Annotated in this window: 16 protein-coding genes; 13 read left to right on the top strand and 3 right to left on the bottom strand. The window is 73.6% G+C overall.

All coding sequences use genetic code 11. The annotated features are described in order from the left end of the window. Positions 1-184: 184 nt before the first annotated feature. Positions 185-973 (top strand): ferritin-like domain-containing protein, encoded by a 789-nt coding sequence (locus tag IEZ17_RS24990; protein WP_189303727.1) that lies wholly within the window; start codon positions 185-187, stop codon positions 971-973. Positions 974-1,006: 33 nt separating this feature from the next. Here the strand turns inward: IEZ17_RS24990 and corA are convergent, their stop codons facing one another. Continuing rightward, a complete protein-coding gene (corA, locus tag IEZ17_RS24985; protein ID WP_189303725.1) occupies positions 1,007-2,008 on the bottom strand; it encodes a magnesium/cobalt transporter CorA in 1,002 nt (333 codons plus the stop codon). 59 nt (positions 2,009-2,067) lie between these two features. On the opposite strand from corA, the gene IEZ17_RS24980 reads away from it, so the two are divergent. From IEZ17_RS24980 to mshC, 4 genes are all read left to right on the top strand, one after another. After that, a complete protein-coding gene (locus IEZ17_RS24980; protein ID WP_189303723.1) occupies positions 2,068-2,763 on the top strand; it encodes a histidine phosphatase family protein in 696 nt (231 codons plus the stop codon). A gap of 124 nt (positions 2,764-2,887) precedes the next feature. Further along, the gene (locus tag IEZ17_RS24975) at positions 2,888-3,478 is read left to right on the top strand and encodes a DUF3090 domain-containing protein (protein ID WP_159504662.1); all 591 of its coding nucleotides are present in this window, start codon (positions 2,888-2,890) and stop codon (positions 3,476-3,478) included. A gap of 5 nt (positions 3,479-3,483) precedes the next feature. After that, a complete protein-coding gene (locus tag IEZ17_RS24970) occupies positions 3,484-4,368 on the top strand; it encodes an SCO1664 family protein (RefSeq protein ID WP_229852609.1) in 885 nt (294 codons plus the stop codon). A gap of 143 nt (positions 4,369-4,511) precedes the next feature. After that, on the top strand, positions 4,512-5,741 hold the full coding sequence (mshC, locus tag IEZ17_RS24965; RefSeq protein ID WP_189303721.1) for a cysteine--1-D-myo-inosityl 2-amino-2-deoxy-alpha-D-glucopyranoside ligase: 1,230 nt from the start codon (positions 4,512-4,514) through the stop codon (positions 5,739-5,741). Positions 5,742-5,855: 114 nt separating this feature from the next. On the opposite strand, the gene IEZ17_RS24960 is transcribed toward mshC, so the two are convergent. Continuing rightward, positions 5,856-6,938, bottom strand: coding sequence for a PAC2 family protein (locus tag IEZ17_RS24960; protein ID WP_189303720.1), 1,083 nt, complete (start codon positions 6,936-6,938; stop codon positions 5,856-5,858). Between the two features lie 296 nt (positions 6,939-7,234). Here IEZ17_RS24960 and IEZ17_RS24955 point away from each other — a divergent pair, with 296 nt between their 5' ends. From IEZ17_RS24955 to IEZ17_RS24920, 8 genes are all read left to right on the top strand, one after another. Continuing rightward, positions 7,235-8,566: an enolase C-terminal domain-like protein gene (locus tag IEZ17_RS24955; RefSeq protein WP_189303717.1), complete on the top strand. Its 1,332-nt coding sequence runs from the start codon at positions 7,235-7,237 to the stop codon at positions 8,564-8,566. Next, complete coding sequence (locus IEZ17_RS24950) at positions 8,563-9,348, top strand: SDR family NAD(P)-dependent oxidoreductase (protein WP_189303715.1); 786 nt, start codon at positions 8,563-8,565, stop codon at positions 9,346-9,348. The genes IEZ17_RS24955 and IEZ17_RS24950 overlap by 4 nt, the downstream gene beginning before the upstream one ends. A gap of 133 nt (positions 9,349-9,481) precedes the next feature. Continuing rightward, complete coding sequence (locus IEZ17_RS24945) at positions 9,482-10,519, top strand: sugar ABC transporter substrate-binding protein (protein ID WP_189303713.1); 1,038 nt, start codon at positions 9,482-9,484, stop codon at positions 10,517-10,519. Further along, a complete protein-coding gene (locus tag IEZ17_RS24940) occupies positions 10,489-12,105 on the top strand; it encodes a sugar ABC transporter ATP-binding protein (protein WP_373299921.1) in 1,617 nt (538 codons plus the stop codon). The genes IEZ17_RS24945 and IEZ17_RS24940 overlap by 31 nt, the downstream gene beginning before the upstream one ends. Next, a complete protein-coding gene (locus tag IEZ17_RS24935; protein WP_189303709.1) occupies positions 12,102-13,136 on the top strand; it encodes an ABC transporter permease in 1,035 nt (344 codons plus the stop codon). The genes IEZ17_RS24940 and IEZ17_RS24935 overlap by 4 nt, the downstream gene beginning before the upstream one ends. Positions 13,137-13,148: 12 nt before the next feature. Then, on the top strand, positions 13,149-14,150 hold the full coding sequence (locus tag IEZ17_RS24930) for an aldo/keto reductase (protein WP_373299920.1): 1,002 nt from the start codon (positions 13,149-13,151) through the stop codon (positions 14,148-14,150). Positions 14,151-14,191: 41 nt separating this feature from the next. Continuing rightward, on the top strand, positions 14,192-15,022 hold the full coding sequence (locus IEZ17_RS24925; RefSeq protein WP_189303707.1) for an amidohydrolase family protein: 831 nt from the start codon (positions 14,192-14,194) through the stop codon (positions 15,020-15,022). Positions 15,023-15,219: 197 nt separating this feature from the next. After that, the gene (locus IEZ17_RS24920) at positions 15,220-15,990 is read left to right on the top strand and encodes an SDR family NAD(P)-dependent oxidoreductase (protein ID WP_189303798.1); all 771 of its coding nucleotides are present in this window, start codon (positions 15,220-15,222) and stop codon (positions 15,988-15,990) included. Between the two features lie 41 nt (positions 15,991-16,031). Here IEZ17_RS24920 and IEZ17_RS42785 read toward each other — a convergent pair. Next, positions 16,032-16,365: FadR/GntR family transcriptional regulator (locus IEZ17_RS42785; RefSeq protein ID WP_229852607.1), on the bottom strand; the 334-nt coding region annotated here is incomplete at its 5' end.

Below are 16,365 nucleotides of genomic sequence, written 5' to 3'. Positions count from 1 at the left end.
GGCTCGGGGGTCTTCCCCGCCACGGCCGTCACGGAACACAACGCGGCGACGGGCGGGCGGGTTACGCGGGCCGCCCGGGGCGCGTCAGGCGAACGGGCGCGGCGGCCGGGGCTCCCGGTTGCCGGCGGCGGACCACCGTATTTGACTCTCCCTTTACGGGTGTGTCCGTTCGGAGGTGACGCTGATGTTCTCGGCCAGGAGCCTGTTCCAGGAGATCGTCGACAACGACGACTCCTACCGCCTGTTCTGCTCCATCGCGGCCAGCGGTGAGGCACAGGGGGGCTGGGAGAACGGCCGGATCGCCGCGCTGCTCCCCGCCTCGCAGCGGGATCTCGCGCCCAAGGTCGCCCGGCACGGCGCCGACGAGGACAAGCACGGCCGGATCTTCAACGCCCTGCTCCGCAAGCGCGGTCTGACGCCCGCCGAGGTCCCCGTGGCCACCGACTACACCATGCTGCTGGAGCGGCGGGGCATCGGCCTGGCGCACGCCACGCTGCGGCGCGACGAGGCACTGACCGAGCGGGACGTCATCACCTACCTCGCGCACAGCCGGGTCACCGAGCAGCGCGCGGCCGAGCAGATGCTGATGCTGCGGAAGTACTTCGGCGACCACCCCGAGGTGGGCAAGGCGATCCGGATGATCTGCCAGGACGAGGAGAACCACCTCGCCTACTGCCACGAGGAGCTGCTGCGGCTGGCCCGCGCCGGGCACGGGCGGACCATCCAGCGCATCCTCCAGGAGTGCGCGCTGGCCGAGATCGCCGTCCACCGGGACGTCAGCCTGGCCGTGATGGCGCACATGGGCCGCATCCTGAGGTGGCCGAAGGCCAAGTCGGCGGTGCTGTCCGCCGGGATCATGGCGCTCTACGGATACGAGCGGCTCGGCGGCTGGCGCCGGATGGTCAGCCTGCGGATGCCCGAGCGGCGGGACGCGCTGGGCGGTCCCGCCACCTCCGCGCCGGAGTTCGCCTGAGCGGTCCCGGTCCGGGCCGCCTGCCCGCGGCCCTCACAGCCAGCCGCGGCGCTTGAACAGCCGGTACAGCGACACCTCGATGACGGCCATCACCAGCAGGATCGCCGGATAGCCCAGGTGCCACTTCAGCTCGGGCATGTCGGCGAAGTTCATGCCGTAGATCCCGGCGATCAGGGTGGGGACGGCGGCCAGCGCGGCCCAGGCCGAGATCTTGCGCATGTCGTCGTTCTGCCGGACGCCCATCTGCGCCAGATGGGCGGCGAGGATGTCGGACAGCAGCCGGTCCAGGCCCTCCACCGACTCGTTGGCGCGGGCGAGATGGTCGCCGACGTCCCGGAAGAAGGGGCGGGCGTGATCGTGCACGAACGGCATCCCGGGGCTCTGGAGACGGCTCATCGGGTCGGTCAACGGGACGGTGGCCCGGCGGAATTCGAGGACCTCGCGCTTGAACGCGTAGATCTCCGCGGCGGTGTTCCGAGTGTTCTGGGTGCTCCGCCGGATCGGGGCGAACACCTCCGCCTCCAACTCCTCAAGATCCACCTGGAGTTCGCCGGCGACCTCGATGTAGTGGTCGACCACCGCGTCGCTGACCGCGTACAGCACCGCCCCGGGGCCGTGCCGCAGGATCTCCGGGTGGTGCTCCAGCCGCTGCCGCACCGCCGCCAGCGGGCTGGCCGCACCGTGCCGGACGGTCACCACGAACGAGTCGCCGACGAAGACCATCAGCTCCGAGGAGGTCACGGTGTCGGCCCGGACGTCGTAGGTGATCGGCTTCAGCACGACGAACACCGAGTCGTCGTAGACCTCCAGCTTGGGCCGCTGGTGCGCCTTGAGCGCGTCCTCGACGGCCAGCGGGTGCAGCCCGAACTGGCTGCTGACGCGGTCGAACTCGTCCTGCGTCGGCTCGTGCATGCCCAGCCACAGGAAGGAGTGGCCCTCGGCCCGCGCCTCGTCCAGGGCGTGGGAGAAGTCGGCCGCGCACTCATGGCGGCGGCCCTCCCGGTAGATGGCGCAGTCCACGATCACATCTGGCATTCTCGCCCGGCACCCGGCCACCTGCCACGGAAACCGGTACGGAACGTAGGGTGGCGGCCATGCCCACGCTGATCCTGGTGCGGCACGGCCGCTCCACCGCCAACACCGCCGGCGTGCTCGCCGGCCGGACGCCCGGCGTCGCCCTCGACGAGCGGGGCGCCGCCCAGGCCGCGGCGCTGCCCGCCCGGCTGGCGCGGATCCCGCTGGCCGTCGCCGTCTCCAGCCCGCTCCAGCGCTGCCGGGAGACGCTGCGCCCGCTGCTCGACGCCCGCCCCGGGCTGCGCCTGGAGACCGACGACCGGATCAACGAATGCGACTACGGCGACTGGTCGGGGCGCAAGCTGGCCGAACTGGGCGACGACCCCCTCATGGAGGTCGTCCAGCAGCACCCGTCCGCGGCCGGCTTCCCCGGTGGCGAGTCGATCCGGGAGATGCAGGCCCGCGCGGTGGCGGCGGTCCGGGACTGGAACGCGCGGGTCGAGGAGGCGCACGGCGCCGAAGCGGTCTACCTCATGTGCTCGCACGGTGACATCATCAAATCCCTGGTCGCCGACGCCCTCGGCATGCATCTCGACCTCTTCCAGCGGATCTCCGTCGAGCCGTGCTCGGTCACCGCGATCCGCTACACCCGGCTGCGCCCCTATCTCGTACGGCTCGGCGACACCGGAGACTTCGGTTCGCTGACGCCCCCTGACGAGGGCGGTTCCGGAAGCGAGCGGGACGCGGCCGTCGGTGGTGGTGCGGGAGCAGCGTGATCGACCGGCGCAGTAGGGTGGTGCGACGGCGCTGCCCGCGACGCCCCTGTGATCCGCGCAGTGCCCGCAGGACGCAGCGACCGCACTGACCGCACTGACCGCAGTCGAGAATCGGAGCAGGACGTTGTCCCGTCAGGTGTTCTTCTACGACGCGCCGGACCGGTTCGTGGCCGGAACGGTCGGGCTGCCTGGCCGCCGTAGCTTCTTCCTCCAGGCCACCGCGGCCGGCCGCACCACCAGCGTCGCCCTGGAGAAGACCCAGGTGGCGGCCCTCGCGGAGCGGATCGACGAGCTGCTGGACGAGGTGGTGCGGCGCAGCGGCGGCAATGCCCCGGTGCCCGCCGTCTCGCCCGCCGAGATGGCCGACACCGCCCCGCTGGAGACCCCGGTCGAGGAGGAGTTCCGGGTCGGCACCATGGCGCTGGCCTGGGACGGCGAGGACCAGCGGATGATCGTCGAGGCACAGGCGCTGGTCGAGCTGGACGCCGACAGCGACGAGGACCTGGCCGACGCCGAGGAGCGGCTGCTCCAGGACGACGAGAACGGCCCGCCGATGCTCCGGGTGCGGCTCACCGGGTCCATGGCCAGGGCGTTCGCCAAGCGTGCGCTGGAGGTCGTCAACGCCGGCCGTCCGCCGTGCCCGCTGTGCAGCCTGCCGCTCGACCCGGAGGGACACGTATGCCCGCGCCAGAACGGATACCGACGGGACGCCTGAGCCCCATGGAGCCCACCGTCGAGCCGGCCGGTCCGCTGCCCGGTGCCGTGGACCCGCAGGACCCGCAGGCGTCCGCGGCGGAGCGTGCCGGCAGCCTGCCGGACGCCGTTCTCGCCGAGGGCGAGCTGACCGTGCGCGGCCGGATCCAGGAGGCGTCCAACGCCGTCCTGTACTGCACCGTCGAGCGCGACGGCCGCAGCGCCGCCTGCGTGTACAAGCCGGTGGCCGGTGAGCGCCCGCTGTGGGACTTCCCGGACGGCACGCTCGCCCAGCGCGAGGTCGCCGCGTACGAGATCTCCCGGGCGTGCGGCTGGGACCTGATCCCGACGACGGTGCTGCGCGACGGCCCGTTCGGGACCGGCATGGTGCAGGAGTGGATAGCGCCGCCCGGCGACGCGGACGAGGTGCCCGAGCTGCTGGCGCTGGTCGCCGACGACGAGCCGGCACCGGGCTGGAAGGCGGTCGGCCGCGCGGAGATCGGCGAGGGCCGCACCGCGCTGCTGGTGCACGCCGACCACCCGCGGCTGCGCAGGCTGGCGGTGCTGGACGCGGTCATCAACAACGGTGACCGCAAGGGCGGCCATCTGCTGCCCGGCGCCGGCGGGGAGTTCTTCGCGATCGACCACGGTGTGACGTTCAACTCGGCGGACAAACTGCGCACACTGCTGTGGGGCTGGGCCGGGGAGCCGCTGACCGAGGAGGCACTGGCCGTGCTGCGCGGCCTGAAAGAGGCGCTGGCGGACGCCGCGCCGCTCGCCGCCCGACTGGCCGAACTGATCACGGACGACGAGATCGCCGCGCTGCGGGCCCGGATCCACGGGCTGCTGCACAGCGGACGACACCCGGAACCGAGCGGGGAGTGGCCCGCGATCCCCTGGCCGCCGGTCTGAGCGGAGGGCTTCGGGCAGCGGAGCCGGGGGCGGTAACACCCGCCAGTCCCTTGCATATCCGCCCGCGGAGCACAAGACCGTCTTTCCGGCCAGAGACCCGGTCCGGTTCGTATGTGGAACGTCCGTCCGGTTACGCTCAAGGCATGCATGCATGGCCCGCTTCTGAGGTCCCCGCCCTGCCCGGTCAGGGCCGCGACCTGAGGATCCACGACACCGCGACCGGCGGACGGGTAACCCTCGCCCCCGGTCCCGTCGCCCGTATCTACGTCTGCGGCATCACGCCGTACGACGCCACCCACATGGGGCACGCGGCGACCTACAACGCGTTCGACCTGGTTCAGCGCGTGTGGCTCGACACGAAGCGCCAAGTGCACTACGTGCAGAACGTCACCGACGTCGACGATCCGCTGCTGGAGCGGGCGGTCAAGACCGGCGACGACTGGACCGCGCTCGCCGAGCGCGAGACCGCGCTCTTCCGCGAGGACATGACGGCGCTGCGGATGCTGCCGCCGCAGCACTACATAGGCGCCGTGGAGTCGATACCCGGCATCGTCCCGCTGGTGGAGCGGCTGCGCGACGCCGGCGCCGCCTACGAGCTGGACGGTGACATCTACTTCTCGGTCGCCTCCGACGCGCACTTCGGCCAGGTCTCCGGACTCGACGCCGAGGCGATGCGGCTGCTGTCCGCCGAGCGCGGCGGCGACCCGGAGCGCGAGGGCAAGAAGAACCCGCTCGACCCGATGCTGTGGATGGCCGCCAGGGACGGCGAGCCGAGCTGGGACGGCGGCTCGCTGGGCCGCGGCCGGCCCGGCTGGCACATCGAGTGCGTCGCCATCGCGCTGGAGCACCTCGGCATGGGCTTCGACGTCCAGGGCGGCGGCTCCGACCTCGCCTTCCCGCACCACGAGATGGGCGCCTCGCACGCCCAGGCGCTCACCGGCGAGTACCCGTTCGCCAAGGCGTACGTGCACGCCGGGATGGTCGCCCTGAACGGCGAGAAGATGTCCAAGTCCAAGGGCAATCTGGTCTTCGTCTCCCGGGTGCGGCGCGAGGGCACCGACCCGGCGGCGATCCGGCTGGCGCTGCTCGCGCACCACTACCGCAGCGACTGGGAGTGGACCGACGCGGTGCTGGAGGAGGCCATGGCACGGCTGGCCGGCTGGCGGGCCGCCGTCTCCCGCCCCGACGGCCCGCCCGCCGAGGCGCTCCTGGAGGAGATCCGGGAGGCGCTGGCCGACGACCTGGACGCACCGGCCGCCCTCGCGGCGGTCGACCGCTGGGCCGCCGCGCAGCAGGACGGCGGCGGTACGGACGAGGGCGCGCCCGGCCTCGTCTCCCGTGCGGTGGACGCGCTGCTGGGTGTGGCGCTGTGACGGCCGGCCGCTGACGGCGGCCCGCTGAGACCCGTACGCCGAGGTTCCGATACGTCAGGGGCGCCCCCGCCGAGTGGCGGGGGCGCCCCTTTGCCGTGCCGTGCGGCGCCTGACTCAGCGCTCGGTGCCGGTGTCGTCCGGGCCGTCGTCGGGCTTGTGGGCGCCGCCGGGGTCGGCGCTGCCGCTCGCCTCCGGTCCCTCCGGGCCGTCCGTGGGCCGGGGGTCGCGCGGCTCCTTGGGCGCGGAACGGGGGGAGCGGGTACGGCCGCTGGCGGTGTCGCGGAGGTAGGAGCCGTCGCGGCCGTCGGTGAGCCCGCCCTCGGTCGCCACGCCGGGGCCGGCCTGCGGGTCGCGGCGGCGGAGATAGCGCTCGAACTCGCGGGCGATGGCCTCGCCGGACGCCTCCGGCAGATCGGCGGTGTCCCGGGCCTCCTCCAGCGACTGGACGTACTCGGCCACCTCGCTGTCCTCCGCGGCGAGTTGGTCCACGCCCAGCTGCCATGCGCGGGCGTCCTCGGTCAGCTCGCCGAGCGGCATCCGCACGTCGAGCAGGTCCTCCAGGCGGTTGAGGAGGGCGAGGCTGGCCTTGGGGTTGGGCGGCTGGGAGACGTAGTGCGGCACCGCCGCCCACAGGCTGACCGCCGGGACGCCCGCGTGCGTGCACGCCTCCTGGAGGATGCCGACGATGCCGGTCGGGCCTTCGTAGCGCGACTCCTCCAGGTCCAGCCGGCGGGCCAGGTCCGCGTCGGAGGTGACGCCGCTGACCGGGACCGGGCGGGTGTGCGGGGTGTCGCCGAGCAGCGAACCCAGCACCACCACCATCTCGACGCCCAACTCATGGGCGAAGCCGAGGAGTTCGTTGCAGAACGAGCGCCAGCGCATGCTCGGCTCGATACCGCGGACCAGGACGAGGTCGCGGATCCGGCCCTTGCCGTCGGCATCGCCGACCCGGACGACGGAGAGCCGGGTCGTGGGCCAGGTGATCTTGCGGACGCCGTTCTCCAGGAAGACCGTCGGGCGGTTGACCTGGAAGTCGTAGTAGTCCTCCGCGTCGAGCGCGGCGAAGACCTCGCCCTTCCACTCGCGGTCCAGATGGGCGACCGCGGCGGAGGCGGCGTCGCCGGCGTCGTTCCAGCCTTCGAACGCAGCCACCATGACCGGGTCGATCAGCTCGGGCACCCCCTCCAGCTCGATCACCCAGCGCCTCCTTCCGGCCGGTTCGGCCGTGTGGGGACGGCCGCCGGCAGCAGTTCCTGTGCGTGCGTTCCCAAGACTACGGCTTCCGCGGTGCCGTTCCGCAGCCCCTGTGCAGGAACAGGTGCAGATACATCCGATCTGTTTCGGGCTGTGAAGGGAGTTGTTCGGCCAACTTCCGCACGGGACTTCTGTACGGGGTCTGGACGGGGTCGAGAGGTGGGGGCTATACATCGGATGACCGGGAAAGGTCCGATGTTCTTTCGCGACATCCGCGCGACATCCCAGGGGGCGTGCCCATGGCCGTAACCGACACCGTCACCGGGCTGGAGGTCCACGACGTCCGCTTCCCCACCTCGGAGCAGCTCGACGGCTCGGACGCCATGAACCCGGATCCCGACTACTCCGCCGCCTATCTCGTCCTGCACACCTCCGGCGGCCCGCGGGGGTACGGCTCGTGCTTCACCATCGGGCGCGGCAACGATGTCATGGCCGCCGCGATCCGCTCCCTCGCCCCGTACGTCGTCGGCCGCCCGGTGCCCGCCACCGCCGGCCGGCTCGCCGCACTGCACCGCGAGCTCACCCAGGACTCCCAGCTCCGCTGGCTCGGCCCGGAGAAGGGCGTGATGCACATGGCGGCGGGCGCGGTGGTCAATGCGGCCTGGGACCTCGCCGCCCGCCGCGCGGGCCGCCCGGTGTGGGAGTTCCTGGCCGCGCTGACCCCCGAAGAGCTGGTCGCGCTGGTCGACTTCCGCTATCTCTCCGACGCGCTGACGCCCGATGAGGCGCTGGCCGTCCTGCGCGCCGCCGAGCCCGGCCGCGCCGAGCGCGCGGGCCGCCTGAAGGCCCGGGGCTATCCCGCGTACACCACCTCGCCCGGCTGGCTCGGCTACGACGACGGCAAGCTGGTCCGGCTGGCGAAGGAGGCGGTGGCCGACGGCTTCGGCCAGATCAAGCTGAAGGTCGGCGCGGACCTCGACGACGACAAGCGGCGGCTGCGGCTGGCCCGGGACGCCGTCGGGCCCGGCGTCCGGATCGCGGTCGACGCCAACCAGCGCTGGGACGTGGCCGAGGCGGTCCGCTGGATGACCGCGCTGGCGCCGTACACCCCGTACTGGATCGAGGAGCCGACCAGCCCGGACGACGTGCTGGGGCATGCCGCGGTGCGCTCCGGGCAGCCCGTGAAGGTGGCCACCGGTGAGCATGTCGCCAACCGGGTGGTGTTCAAGCAGCTGTTGCAGGCCGGCGCCGTGGACTTCGTGCAGATCGACGCGGCCCGGGTGTCCGGGGTCAACGAGAACCTGGCGATCCTGCTGCTGGCCGCCAAATACGGGGTGCCGGTGTGCCCGCACGCGGGCGGGGTGGGGCTGTGCGAGCTGGTGCAGCACCTCGCGATGTTCGACTACGTGGCGGTGTCCGGGAGTTGGGACGACCGGGTCATCGAGTACGTCGACCATCTGCACGACCACTTCACCGATCCCGCGGTCGTCGAGAACGGCCGCTACCGGGCACCCACCGCGCCCGGGTTCTCCGCACGGATGCGACCCGCGTCGGTCGCCGCGTACCGCTTCCCCGACGGGCCGGTGTGGCGGGCCCGCAGCCAGCAGCGCGAGCAGGAGGTCTCCGCATGAACGACACCGCCGGTACCGCCGACTTCGCGGGGATGGGCGCCCTGGTCACCGGCGGCGGCTCGGGGATCGGGGCGGCCACCGCCGCCCTGCTGATGGCGCGCGGGGCCCGCGTCGCGGTACTGGACCGCGATCCGTCCGGCGCGCCGGACGGTGCGGTCCGGGTCGCGGCCGATGTGACCTCCGACGCGGCCGTACGGGCCGCGGTCGCGGAAGCGGTGGCGGAACTGGGCGCGCTGCACACGCTCGTGGGCAACGCGGGCATCGGCGCCGTCGGCTCGGTGGAGGACAACGACGACGCGGAGTGGGGACGGGTGCTGGACGTCAACGTGCTGGGGCTGGTGCGCACCGCCCGCGCCGCGCTGCCGCATCTGCGCCGTACGGCCGCCGAACGGCCGGGCCGGGTCTCCATCACCCACACCTGCTCCATCGCCGCCACCGCCGGGCTGCCGCAGCGGGCGCTCTACAGCGCGAGCAAGGGGGCGGTGCTCGCGCTGACCCTGGCGATGGCCGCCGACCACGTCCGGGAGGGCATCCGGGTCAACTGCGTCAACCCCGGCACCGCGGACACGCCCTGGGTCGGCAGGCTGCTCGACCGGGCCGACGACCCGGCCGCCGAGCGGGCCGCGCTCAACGCCCGGCAGCCGATGGGGCGGCTGGTCACGGCCAGGGAAGTGGCCGCCGCGATCGTGCACCTGGCCTCTCCGGGCGCCTCCGCCGTCACCGGGACGGCGCTGGCCGTCGACGGGGGGATGCAGGGGCTGCGGCTGCGCACGGCCCCTTGACGCCGTCCACGCCGCCCACCCAGCGGCCCGCCGCCCACCCAGCGGCCCGCCGGCCGCACACCGGCCGCGCACCGACCGGAGGACCGGACACCCGACCAGACACCCGACCGGACACCCGACGTAGGGACCACCCATGAGACTGCGTACACGTACGACCGGCGCGGCGGCCGGTGCCGCGGTGCTCGTCATCGCCGCGCTGGCCGGCTGCAACCGGGGCAGCGCCACCGCGGGCGGCAGGATCGGCATCGACATGCCCCGTACGGACACCGACTTCTGGAACTCCTACCAGCAGTACATCGAGAAGGACCTGCACCACGGCGGACCGGCCGCGCTGCCGCTGTCCAACTCGCAGAACGACATCGGCAAGGTCGTCGCCGACGTGCAGGCGCTGACCGACCAGGGGGCCAAGGCCATCGTGATGGCGCCGCAGGACACCGGCGCCATCGCCGCCGAACTCCGGCGGCTGGCCGCGAAGAAGATCCCCGTGGTGAGCGTGGACACCCGCCCGGACGAGGGCAAGGTCTACATGGTCGTCCGGGCCGACAACCGCGCGTACGGCGAGCGGTCCTGCGAGTACCTCGGCAGGAAGCTGGGCGGCCGGGGCCGGGTCGCCGAACTCCAGGGGGACCTCAGCTCGATCAACGGGCGGGACCGCTCCGAGGCGTTCGCGGCCTGTATGAAGCAGAAGTTCCCCGGCATCACCGTGCACGAGCTGGCCACGGACTGGAAGGGCGAGGTCGCCTCCGCCAAGCTCCAGAGCCTGCTGGCCCAGCACAAGGACCTCGACGGGATCTACATGCAGGCCGGGGGCGCCTTCCTCCAGCCGACGCTGGCCCTGCTGGAGCAGCAGAGACTGCTCCGGCCCGCCGGGTCCGCCGGCCACATCACCGTCATCTCCAACGACGGCATCCCGGACGAGCTGGCCGCCATCCGGGCCGGCAAGATCGACGCCACCCTCTCCCAGCCCGCCGACCTCTACGCCAAGTACGCGCTGTACTACGCCGGAGCGGCGCTGGCCGGGAAGACCTTCACCCCCGGGCCGACCGACCACCACTCGACGATCGTGAAGATCAAGAACGGCCTGGAGGACCAGCTGCCCGCGCCGCTGGTCACCAAGGCCACCGTCGACGACCGGAGCCTGTGGGCCAACCAGCTGGACAAGGCGAAGTAGGGGGCGGGAAGGCAGTGGAGCAGCCCGTGGTCCACGCGGAGGGCATCGTCAAGCGCTACGGTCCGACCGTCGCCCTCGACGGCGCCCGGCTGACCGTACGGCCCGGCGAGGCGCACGCCCTCGTGGGCCGCAACGGCGCCGGCAAGTCGACGCTGGTGTCCGTACTGACCGGCATGGAGCGGCCGGACGCCGGGCGGGTCGCCTTCGGCGGGGAGCCCGCGCCCGGCTGGGGCGACACCGCCGCCTGGCAGCGCAGGGTCGCCTGCGTCTACCAGAAGTCGATGACCGTGCCGGAGCTGACGGTCGCCGAGAACCTCTACCTCAACCGCTTCCAGGAGGCCGGCGGGCGGGCCATCCGCTGGCGGGCGCTGCGGGAGCGGGCCCGCCGGCTGCTCGCCGAGTACGGGGTGGACGTCGATCCGGGCGCCCGGATCCGGGAACTGGGCGTCGAGCAGCGGCAGTTCGTGGAGATCGCGCGGGCGCTCTCGTTCGGCGCCCGGCTGATCGTCCTGGACGAGCCCACCGCGCGGCTGGACGCGGCCGGAATCGCCCGGCTCTTCGGCAAACTGCGCGAACTGCGGGCCCAGGGGGTGGCGTTCCTCTTCATCTCGCACCACCTCCAGGAGGTCTACGAGCTCTGTGACACCGTTACGGTCTTCCGCGACGCCCGGCATGTGCTGACCGCCCCGGTCGCCGGGCTGGCCGAGGACGCGCTGGTGGCGGCGATGACGGGGGAGGCGGCGGGGGCGCCGCGGACGGTGCGGACCGCAGCGGGCCCGGTGGGCGAGCCGGTGCTGCGGGCCGAAGGGCTGGCGCTGGCCGGGCAGTTCGCGCCGCTCGATCTGACCATAAGGGCCGGGGAGGTGGTGGGGCTGGCCGGCGCCACGGCCAGCGGGAACACCGCGATCGGCGAGACGCTGGCGGGGCTGCGGGCCCCGGACGCCGGCCGGATCGCGGTCCGCGGGCGGCCGGTCCGTACCGGCAGCGTGCCGCACGCCCTCGCCGCCGGCATCGGATACGTCCCCGAGGACCGGCACCGCGAAGGGCTCGTCCCGGGCCGCAGCGTCGCCGAGAACGCCACCCTGACCGTCACCGACCAGCTGGGGCCGCTGGGGACCGTACTGCCGTCCCGGACCCGGGAGTTCGCCCGGCGGATGATCGCGTCGCTGGACATCAGGACCACCGGGCCCGGCCAGCCGGTCTCCGGGCTCTCCGGCGGCAACCAGCAGAAGGTGGTCATCGCCCGCGCGCTGGCCCGCGAGCCCGCCGTACTGGTCGCCGTCCGGCCGACCAACGGCGTGGACGTCAAGTCCAAGGAAGCGCTGCTGGGCGTCGTACGGCAGGTCGCGGACGGCGGCAGCGGTGCGCTGATCGTCTCCGACGAACTGGACGACCTCCGGGTCTGCGACCGGGTGCTGGCGGTCTTCCACGGCCGGATCACCGCCGCGTTCGGCCCGGGCCGGCGCGATCACGAACTGGTGGCGGCCATGGAGGGGATGGCGGCCGACGGCCCCCCGGCCGGGGAGGGCACCGCAGCAGCGCACGGGACGGACGGCACGGACAGCACGGAAGGAACAGCGTCATGACCGGCACCGCATCGCCGCCCGCCACCGAGGCGGCCCGGCCGGCCCCCGCCGGCCCGCACCACCGCCCCGGCCTCGCTCGCTGGCGGGACTTCTCCCTCATACCGGTGATCTTCGTGCTGGGCGTCATCGGCTTCATCGTCTCGCCCGCCTTCCTGACCCGGGACAACCTCGTCGGCGTCATCCAGCAGTCCACGGAACTGGGCCTGCTGGTGCTCGGCGAGGCGCTGATCCTGATCAGCGGGCGGATGGACTTGTCGCTGGAGTCGACCATCGGACTGGCCCCCGTCCTCGCCCTGTGGCTGGTGATGCCCGCCCACGGCTCCCGGTTCGCCGGACTGGAGCTGCTGCCCACATGGACGGCGATCCCGCTGTGCCTGGCCGTGGGCGCGGCGGTCGGCGCCACCAACGGCTTCCTCATCCTCGCCCTGCGGGTCAACGGCTTCATCGCCACCCTCGGCATGCTCACCATGCTGCGCGGCCTCCAAGTGGGCATCTCCGAGGGCCGGTCGCTGGTCGACGTCCCGGACTCCTTCGCCTACCTGGGCAGGGCCGACTGGCTGGGCGTCCCGGCCGCGGTCTGGATCTGCCTCGCCCTCTTCGCCCTCGGCGGCGCGGCGCTGGGCTACTTCCGGCACGGCCGGGCGCTCTACGCGATCGGCGGCAACCCGGAGGCGGCGCGGGCGGCCGGCATCCGCGTCGACCGGATCACCTGGATCGTGCTCGCCATCGGGGGCGTGCTCGCGGCGTTCGCGGGCATCCTCTACACCGGCCATTACGGCGCGGTCTCCGCCGGCCAGGGCAACGGCTGGATCTTCCAGGTCTTCGCCGCCGCGGTGATCGGCGGCATCGGCCTCAAGGGCGGCCGGGGCACCCTCTTCGGCGCGCTCACCGGCGTCCTCACCCTCCAACTGGTCATCAACGTGATGACGCTGGGCGGGGTGCCGCCCCTGTGGACGCAGTTCCTCAACGGCATGATCATCATCGTCGCGCTGGTCGTCTCCCGCTACACCAGCGGCGAGAAGCAGGACTGAGGGGCCCCGACCGTGCCTCAACCGCCTTACGAACTCGTTGAGTTGGGGAACACCGGCGTCACCGTCCCGCGCCTCGGCCTGGGCTGCGCACCGCTCGGCAACCTCTACCGCGCCGTCCCCGAGGAGCGGGCCCGGGACGTCGTCCGCACCGCCCTCGCCGCCGGCGCCCGCTTCTTCGACACCGCCCCGCACTACGGCCTCGGCCTGTCCGAGGAGCGGCTCGGCCGGGCGCTGCGCGGCCGGGACCGCGGCACCTACACCCTCGCCACCAAGGTCGGCCGCCGGCTGCGTCCGCTGGCGCCGGGGGAGGAGGTGTACGGCGAGGGCTTCGTGGACACCCCCGCCCGCGCCCGCGTGCGCGACTGCTCCCGCGCCGGCATCCGGGCCACCCTGGAGGCGTCCCTGGAGCGGCTCGGCGTGGCCGCGGTCGACATCGTCTACCTGCACGACGTCGAGCACCAGCTCCGCGAGGTGTACGAGACCGGCTTCCCGGCCCTCGCCGAGCTGCGCGCGCAGGGGGTGGTCCGCGCCATCGGCTTCGGCATGAACCACAGCGGCGTCCTGGCCCGCCTCGTGGCCGACCTGGACGTCGATGTGGTGCTCTGCGCCGGCCGCTGGACGCTGCTGGAGCGCACCGCGTTCGACGATCTGCTGCCGGTGTGCGCCCGGCGCGGCACCTCGGTGGTCGTCGGCGGCGTCTACAACTCCGGCCTGCTGGCCGACCCTTCGCCCGGCGCGCCCTACGACTACGCCCCCGCGCCCGCCCGGCTCCTCGACCGGGCCCGCCAACTGGCCGCCGTCTGCGCCGAGTTCGACGTCCCCCTCAAGGCCGCCGCGCTCCGCTTCCCGTTCGGGCACCCGGCGGTCGCGGCGGCCGTCGTCGGCGCCGCCACCCCCGGCGAGGTCACCGAGAACGCCGCCCTCTTCCGCCACCCCGTCCCGGACGGACTGTGGCATACGCTCGTCGCCCGCGGCCTGCTCGACCCGGACCTGCCGCTGCCGCCGGCCGGCTGAACCGCCCGCCGAACCGCCCGCCGACCTGGGAGCGCGCCCCGATGCGTATCGACGCCCACCACCACCTCTGGGATCTGACCCGGCGCGACCAGCCCTGGATGGACGGGCCGTGGGCCGATCCGATCCGCCGCAGCTACGCGCTGTCCGACCTCGCGCCGCAGCTGACCGCGCACGGCGTCGACGGCACGGTCCTGGTCCAGTCCTCCTCCTCGTACGAGGAGACCGCCGAACTGCTGGCCGTCGCCGCGGGGGAGGGGCCGGTCCGCGGGGTGGTCGGCTGGGCCGACCTCACCGACGCGGGCCTCCCGGACACGCTGGCGAAGCCGCCCGCCGGCCTCGTCGGCATCCGCCACCAGGTGCAGGACGAACCGGACCCCGACTGGCTCGGCCGCCCCGACGTCCGGCGCGGCCTGGGTGCCCTGGCCGCCGTCGGACTGGTCTACGACCTGCTGGTCACCCCGCGCGAACTGCCCGCCGCCCAGCGCGCCGTCGCGGACCTGCCGGAGCTGGCCTTCGTCCTGGACCACGCGGCCAAACCCGCCGTCGCGCACGGCGACTGGCAGCCCTGGGCGGACGCGGTCGCCGCCCTCGGCCGGCTCCCGAACGTCAGCTGCAAGCTCTCCGGACTGGTCACCGAGGCCGACTGGACCGCTTGGCGGCCCCAGCAGATCCTGCCCTACGCCCGGCACGTCCTGGACGTCTTCGGGCCCGACCGCGTGATGTTCGGCTCCGACTGGCCGGTGTGCACCCTGGCCGCCGACTACGAGGACGTCCTCGCGCTCGCCGAGTCCGCCACCGGCCACCTCACCGCGGGGGAGCGCGCCGCGGTGTTCGGGGAGACGGCGGGGCGGGTGTACGGGATCGGGGCGTGACGGGCCCCGCCGGGACGCGGACGCCGCATCCGGATGCGGCGTCCGGATTCCGCCGGCCCGGGTCGGCGCCGCGCCGGAGGATCGAGGCACGCCGCGGAGGAAGCGCACACCGGCTCACCTGAGCGGCCGTCCTCGACGAACTCGACGCAAAGGCAACGAAGATGACCGCAACGACTGCAACGACCGCAACGACTGCGATGACCTCGGCGACCGCGACGGCACACGGCGCCCGTTCCCTCGCCGGCAAGGTGGCCCTGGTGACCGGCGGGAGCCGCGGCATCGGCGAGGCGATCGCCGTACGGCTGGCGGCCGACGGTGCGGCGGTGGCGCTGACGTACCACAGCCGGGAGGACCGGGCCGGACAGGTCGTCCAGCGGATCGAGCAGGCGGGCGGTGCGGGCTGGGCGGTGCGGGCGGACGGCGCGGACCCGGAGGCGGTGTGGGCCTCGGTCGCCGGGACCGTCGAGCGGTTCGGCCGGCTGGACATCCTGGTCAACAACGCCGGAGTCGGCGTGCTCGGGCCCTTCGAGGGGATCTCCCTCGCCGATGTCGACCGGGTGCTGCACACCAACGTCCGGGCGCCGTTCCTCGCGGCACAGGCCGCGGCCGGGCATCTGCCCGAGGGCGGCCGGATCATCTCCATCGGCAGCTGCATGGCTGAGCGGGCCGCCTTCCCGGGCGGTTCCCTCTACGCCACCAGCAAGACCGCGCTCACCGGCCTGACCAGGACGCTGGCCCGGGAGCTGGGCCCGCGCGGCATCACCGTCAACCTCGTCCACCCGGGCCCCGTCGACACCGACATGAACCCGGCCGACGGCGACAGCGCGGAGACGCAGGCCGGACTCACCTCGCTCGGCTCCTACGGGCGGCCCGCAGACGTCGCGGCGACCGTGGCCCATCTGGCGGGCGACGGCGGCCGGTACATCACGGGGGCTTCGATCGCGGTCGACGGCGGCTTCGCGGCCTGACCGCCGGACCCGGGCGGCGGGCCGTCAGCGGGCCCCGGAGGTCACAGCGAGGCCCGCAGCCACTGCTCGACGCTCGCGATGTGCACCGTCGCCCAGGCCCGCGCCGCCTCCGCGTCCCCGTCGCGGAGGGCGGCGAGGATCGCCCGGTGCTCGGTGAGGGTGCGGGCCACCGCGTCCTTCTGGGTCAGCCCGCGCCAGATCCTGGCGCGGGTGGTCGGCCCGGACAGGCCGTCCAGGAGCGAGCAGAGCACGGAGTTGCCGGACGCGGCCACGATCCCCCGATGGAACTCCAGATCGCCCGCGACCAGGTCCTCCACCGAGGGCTGCGACCCCAGCGCGTCCAACTGCGCCTCCAGTGCGTCCAGTTCGGCCGGC

Source organism: Streptomyces albospinus (assembly GCF_014648695.1).
GTDB lineage: Bacteria > Actinomycetota > Actinomycetes > Streptomycetales > Streptomycetaceae > Streptomyces > Streptomyces albospinus.
The sequence above is the reverse complement of the archived record's forward strand: the minus strand, read 5'-3'. Positions and strand labels throughout refer to the sequence as shown.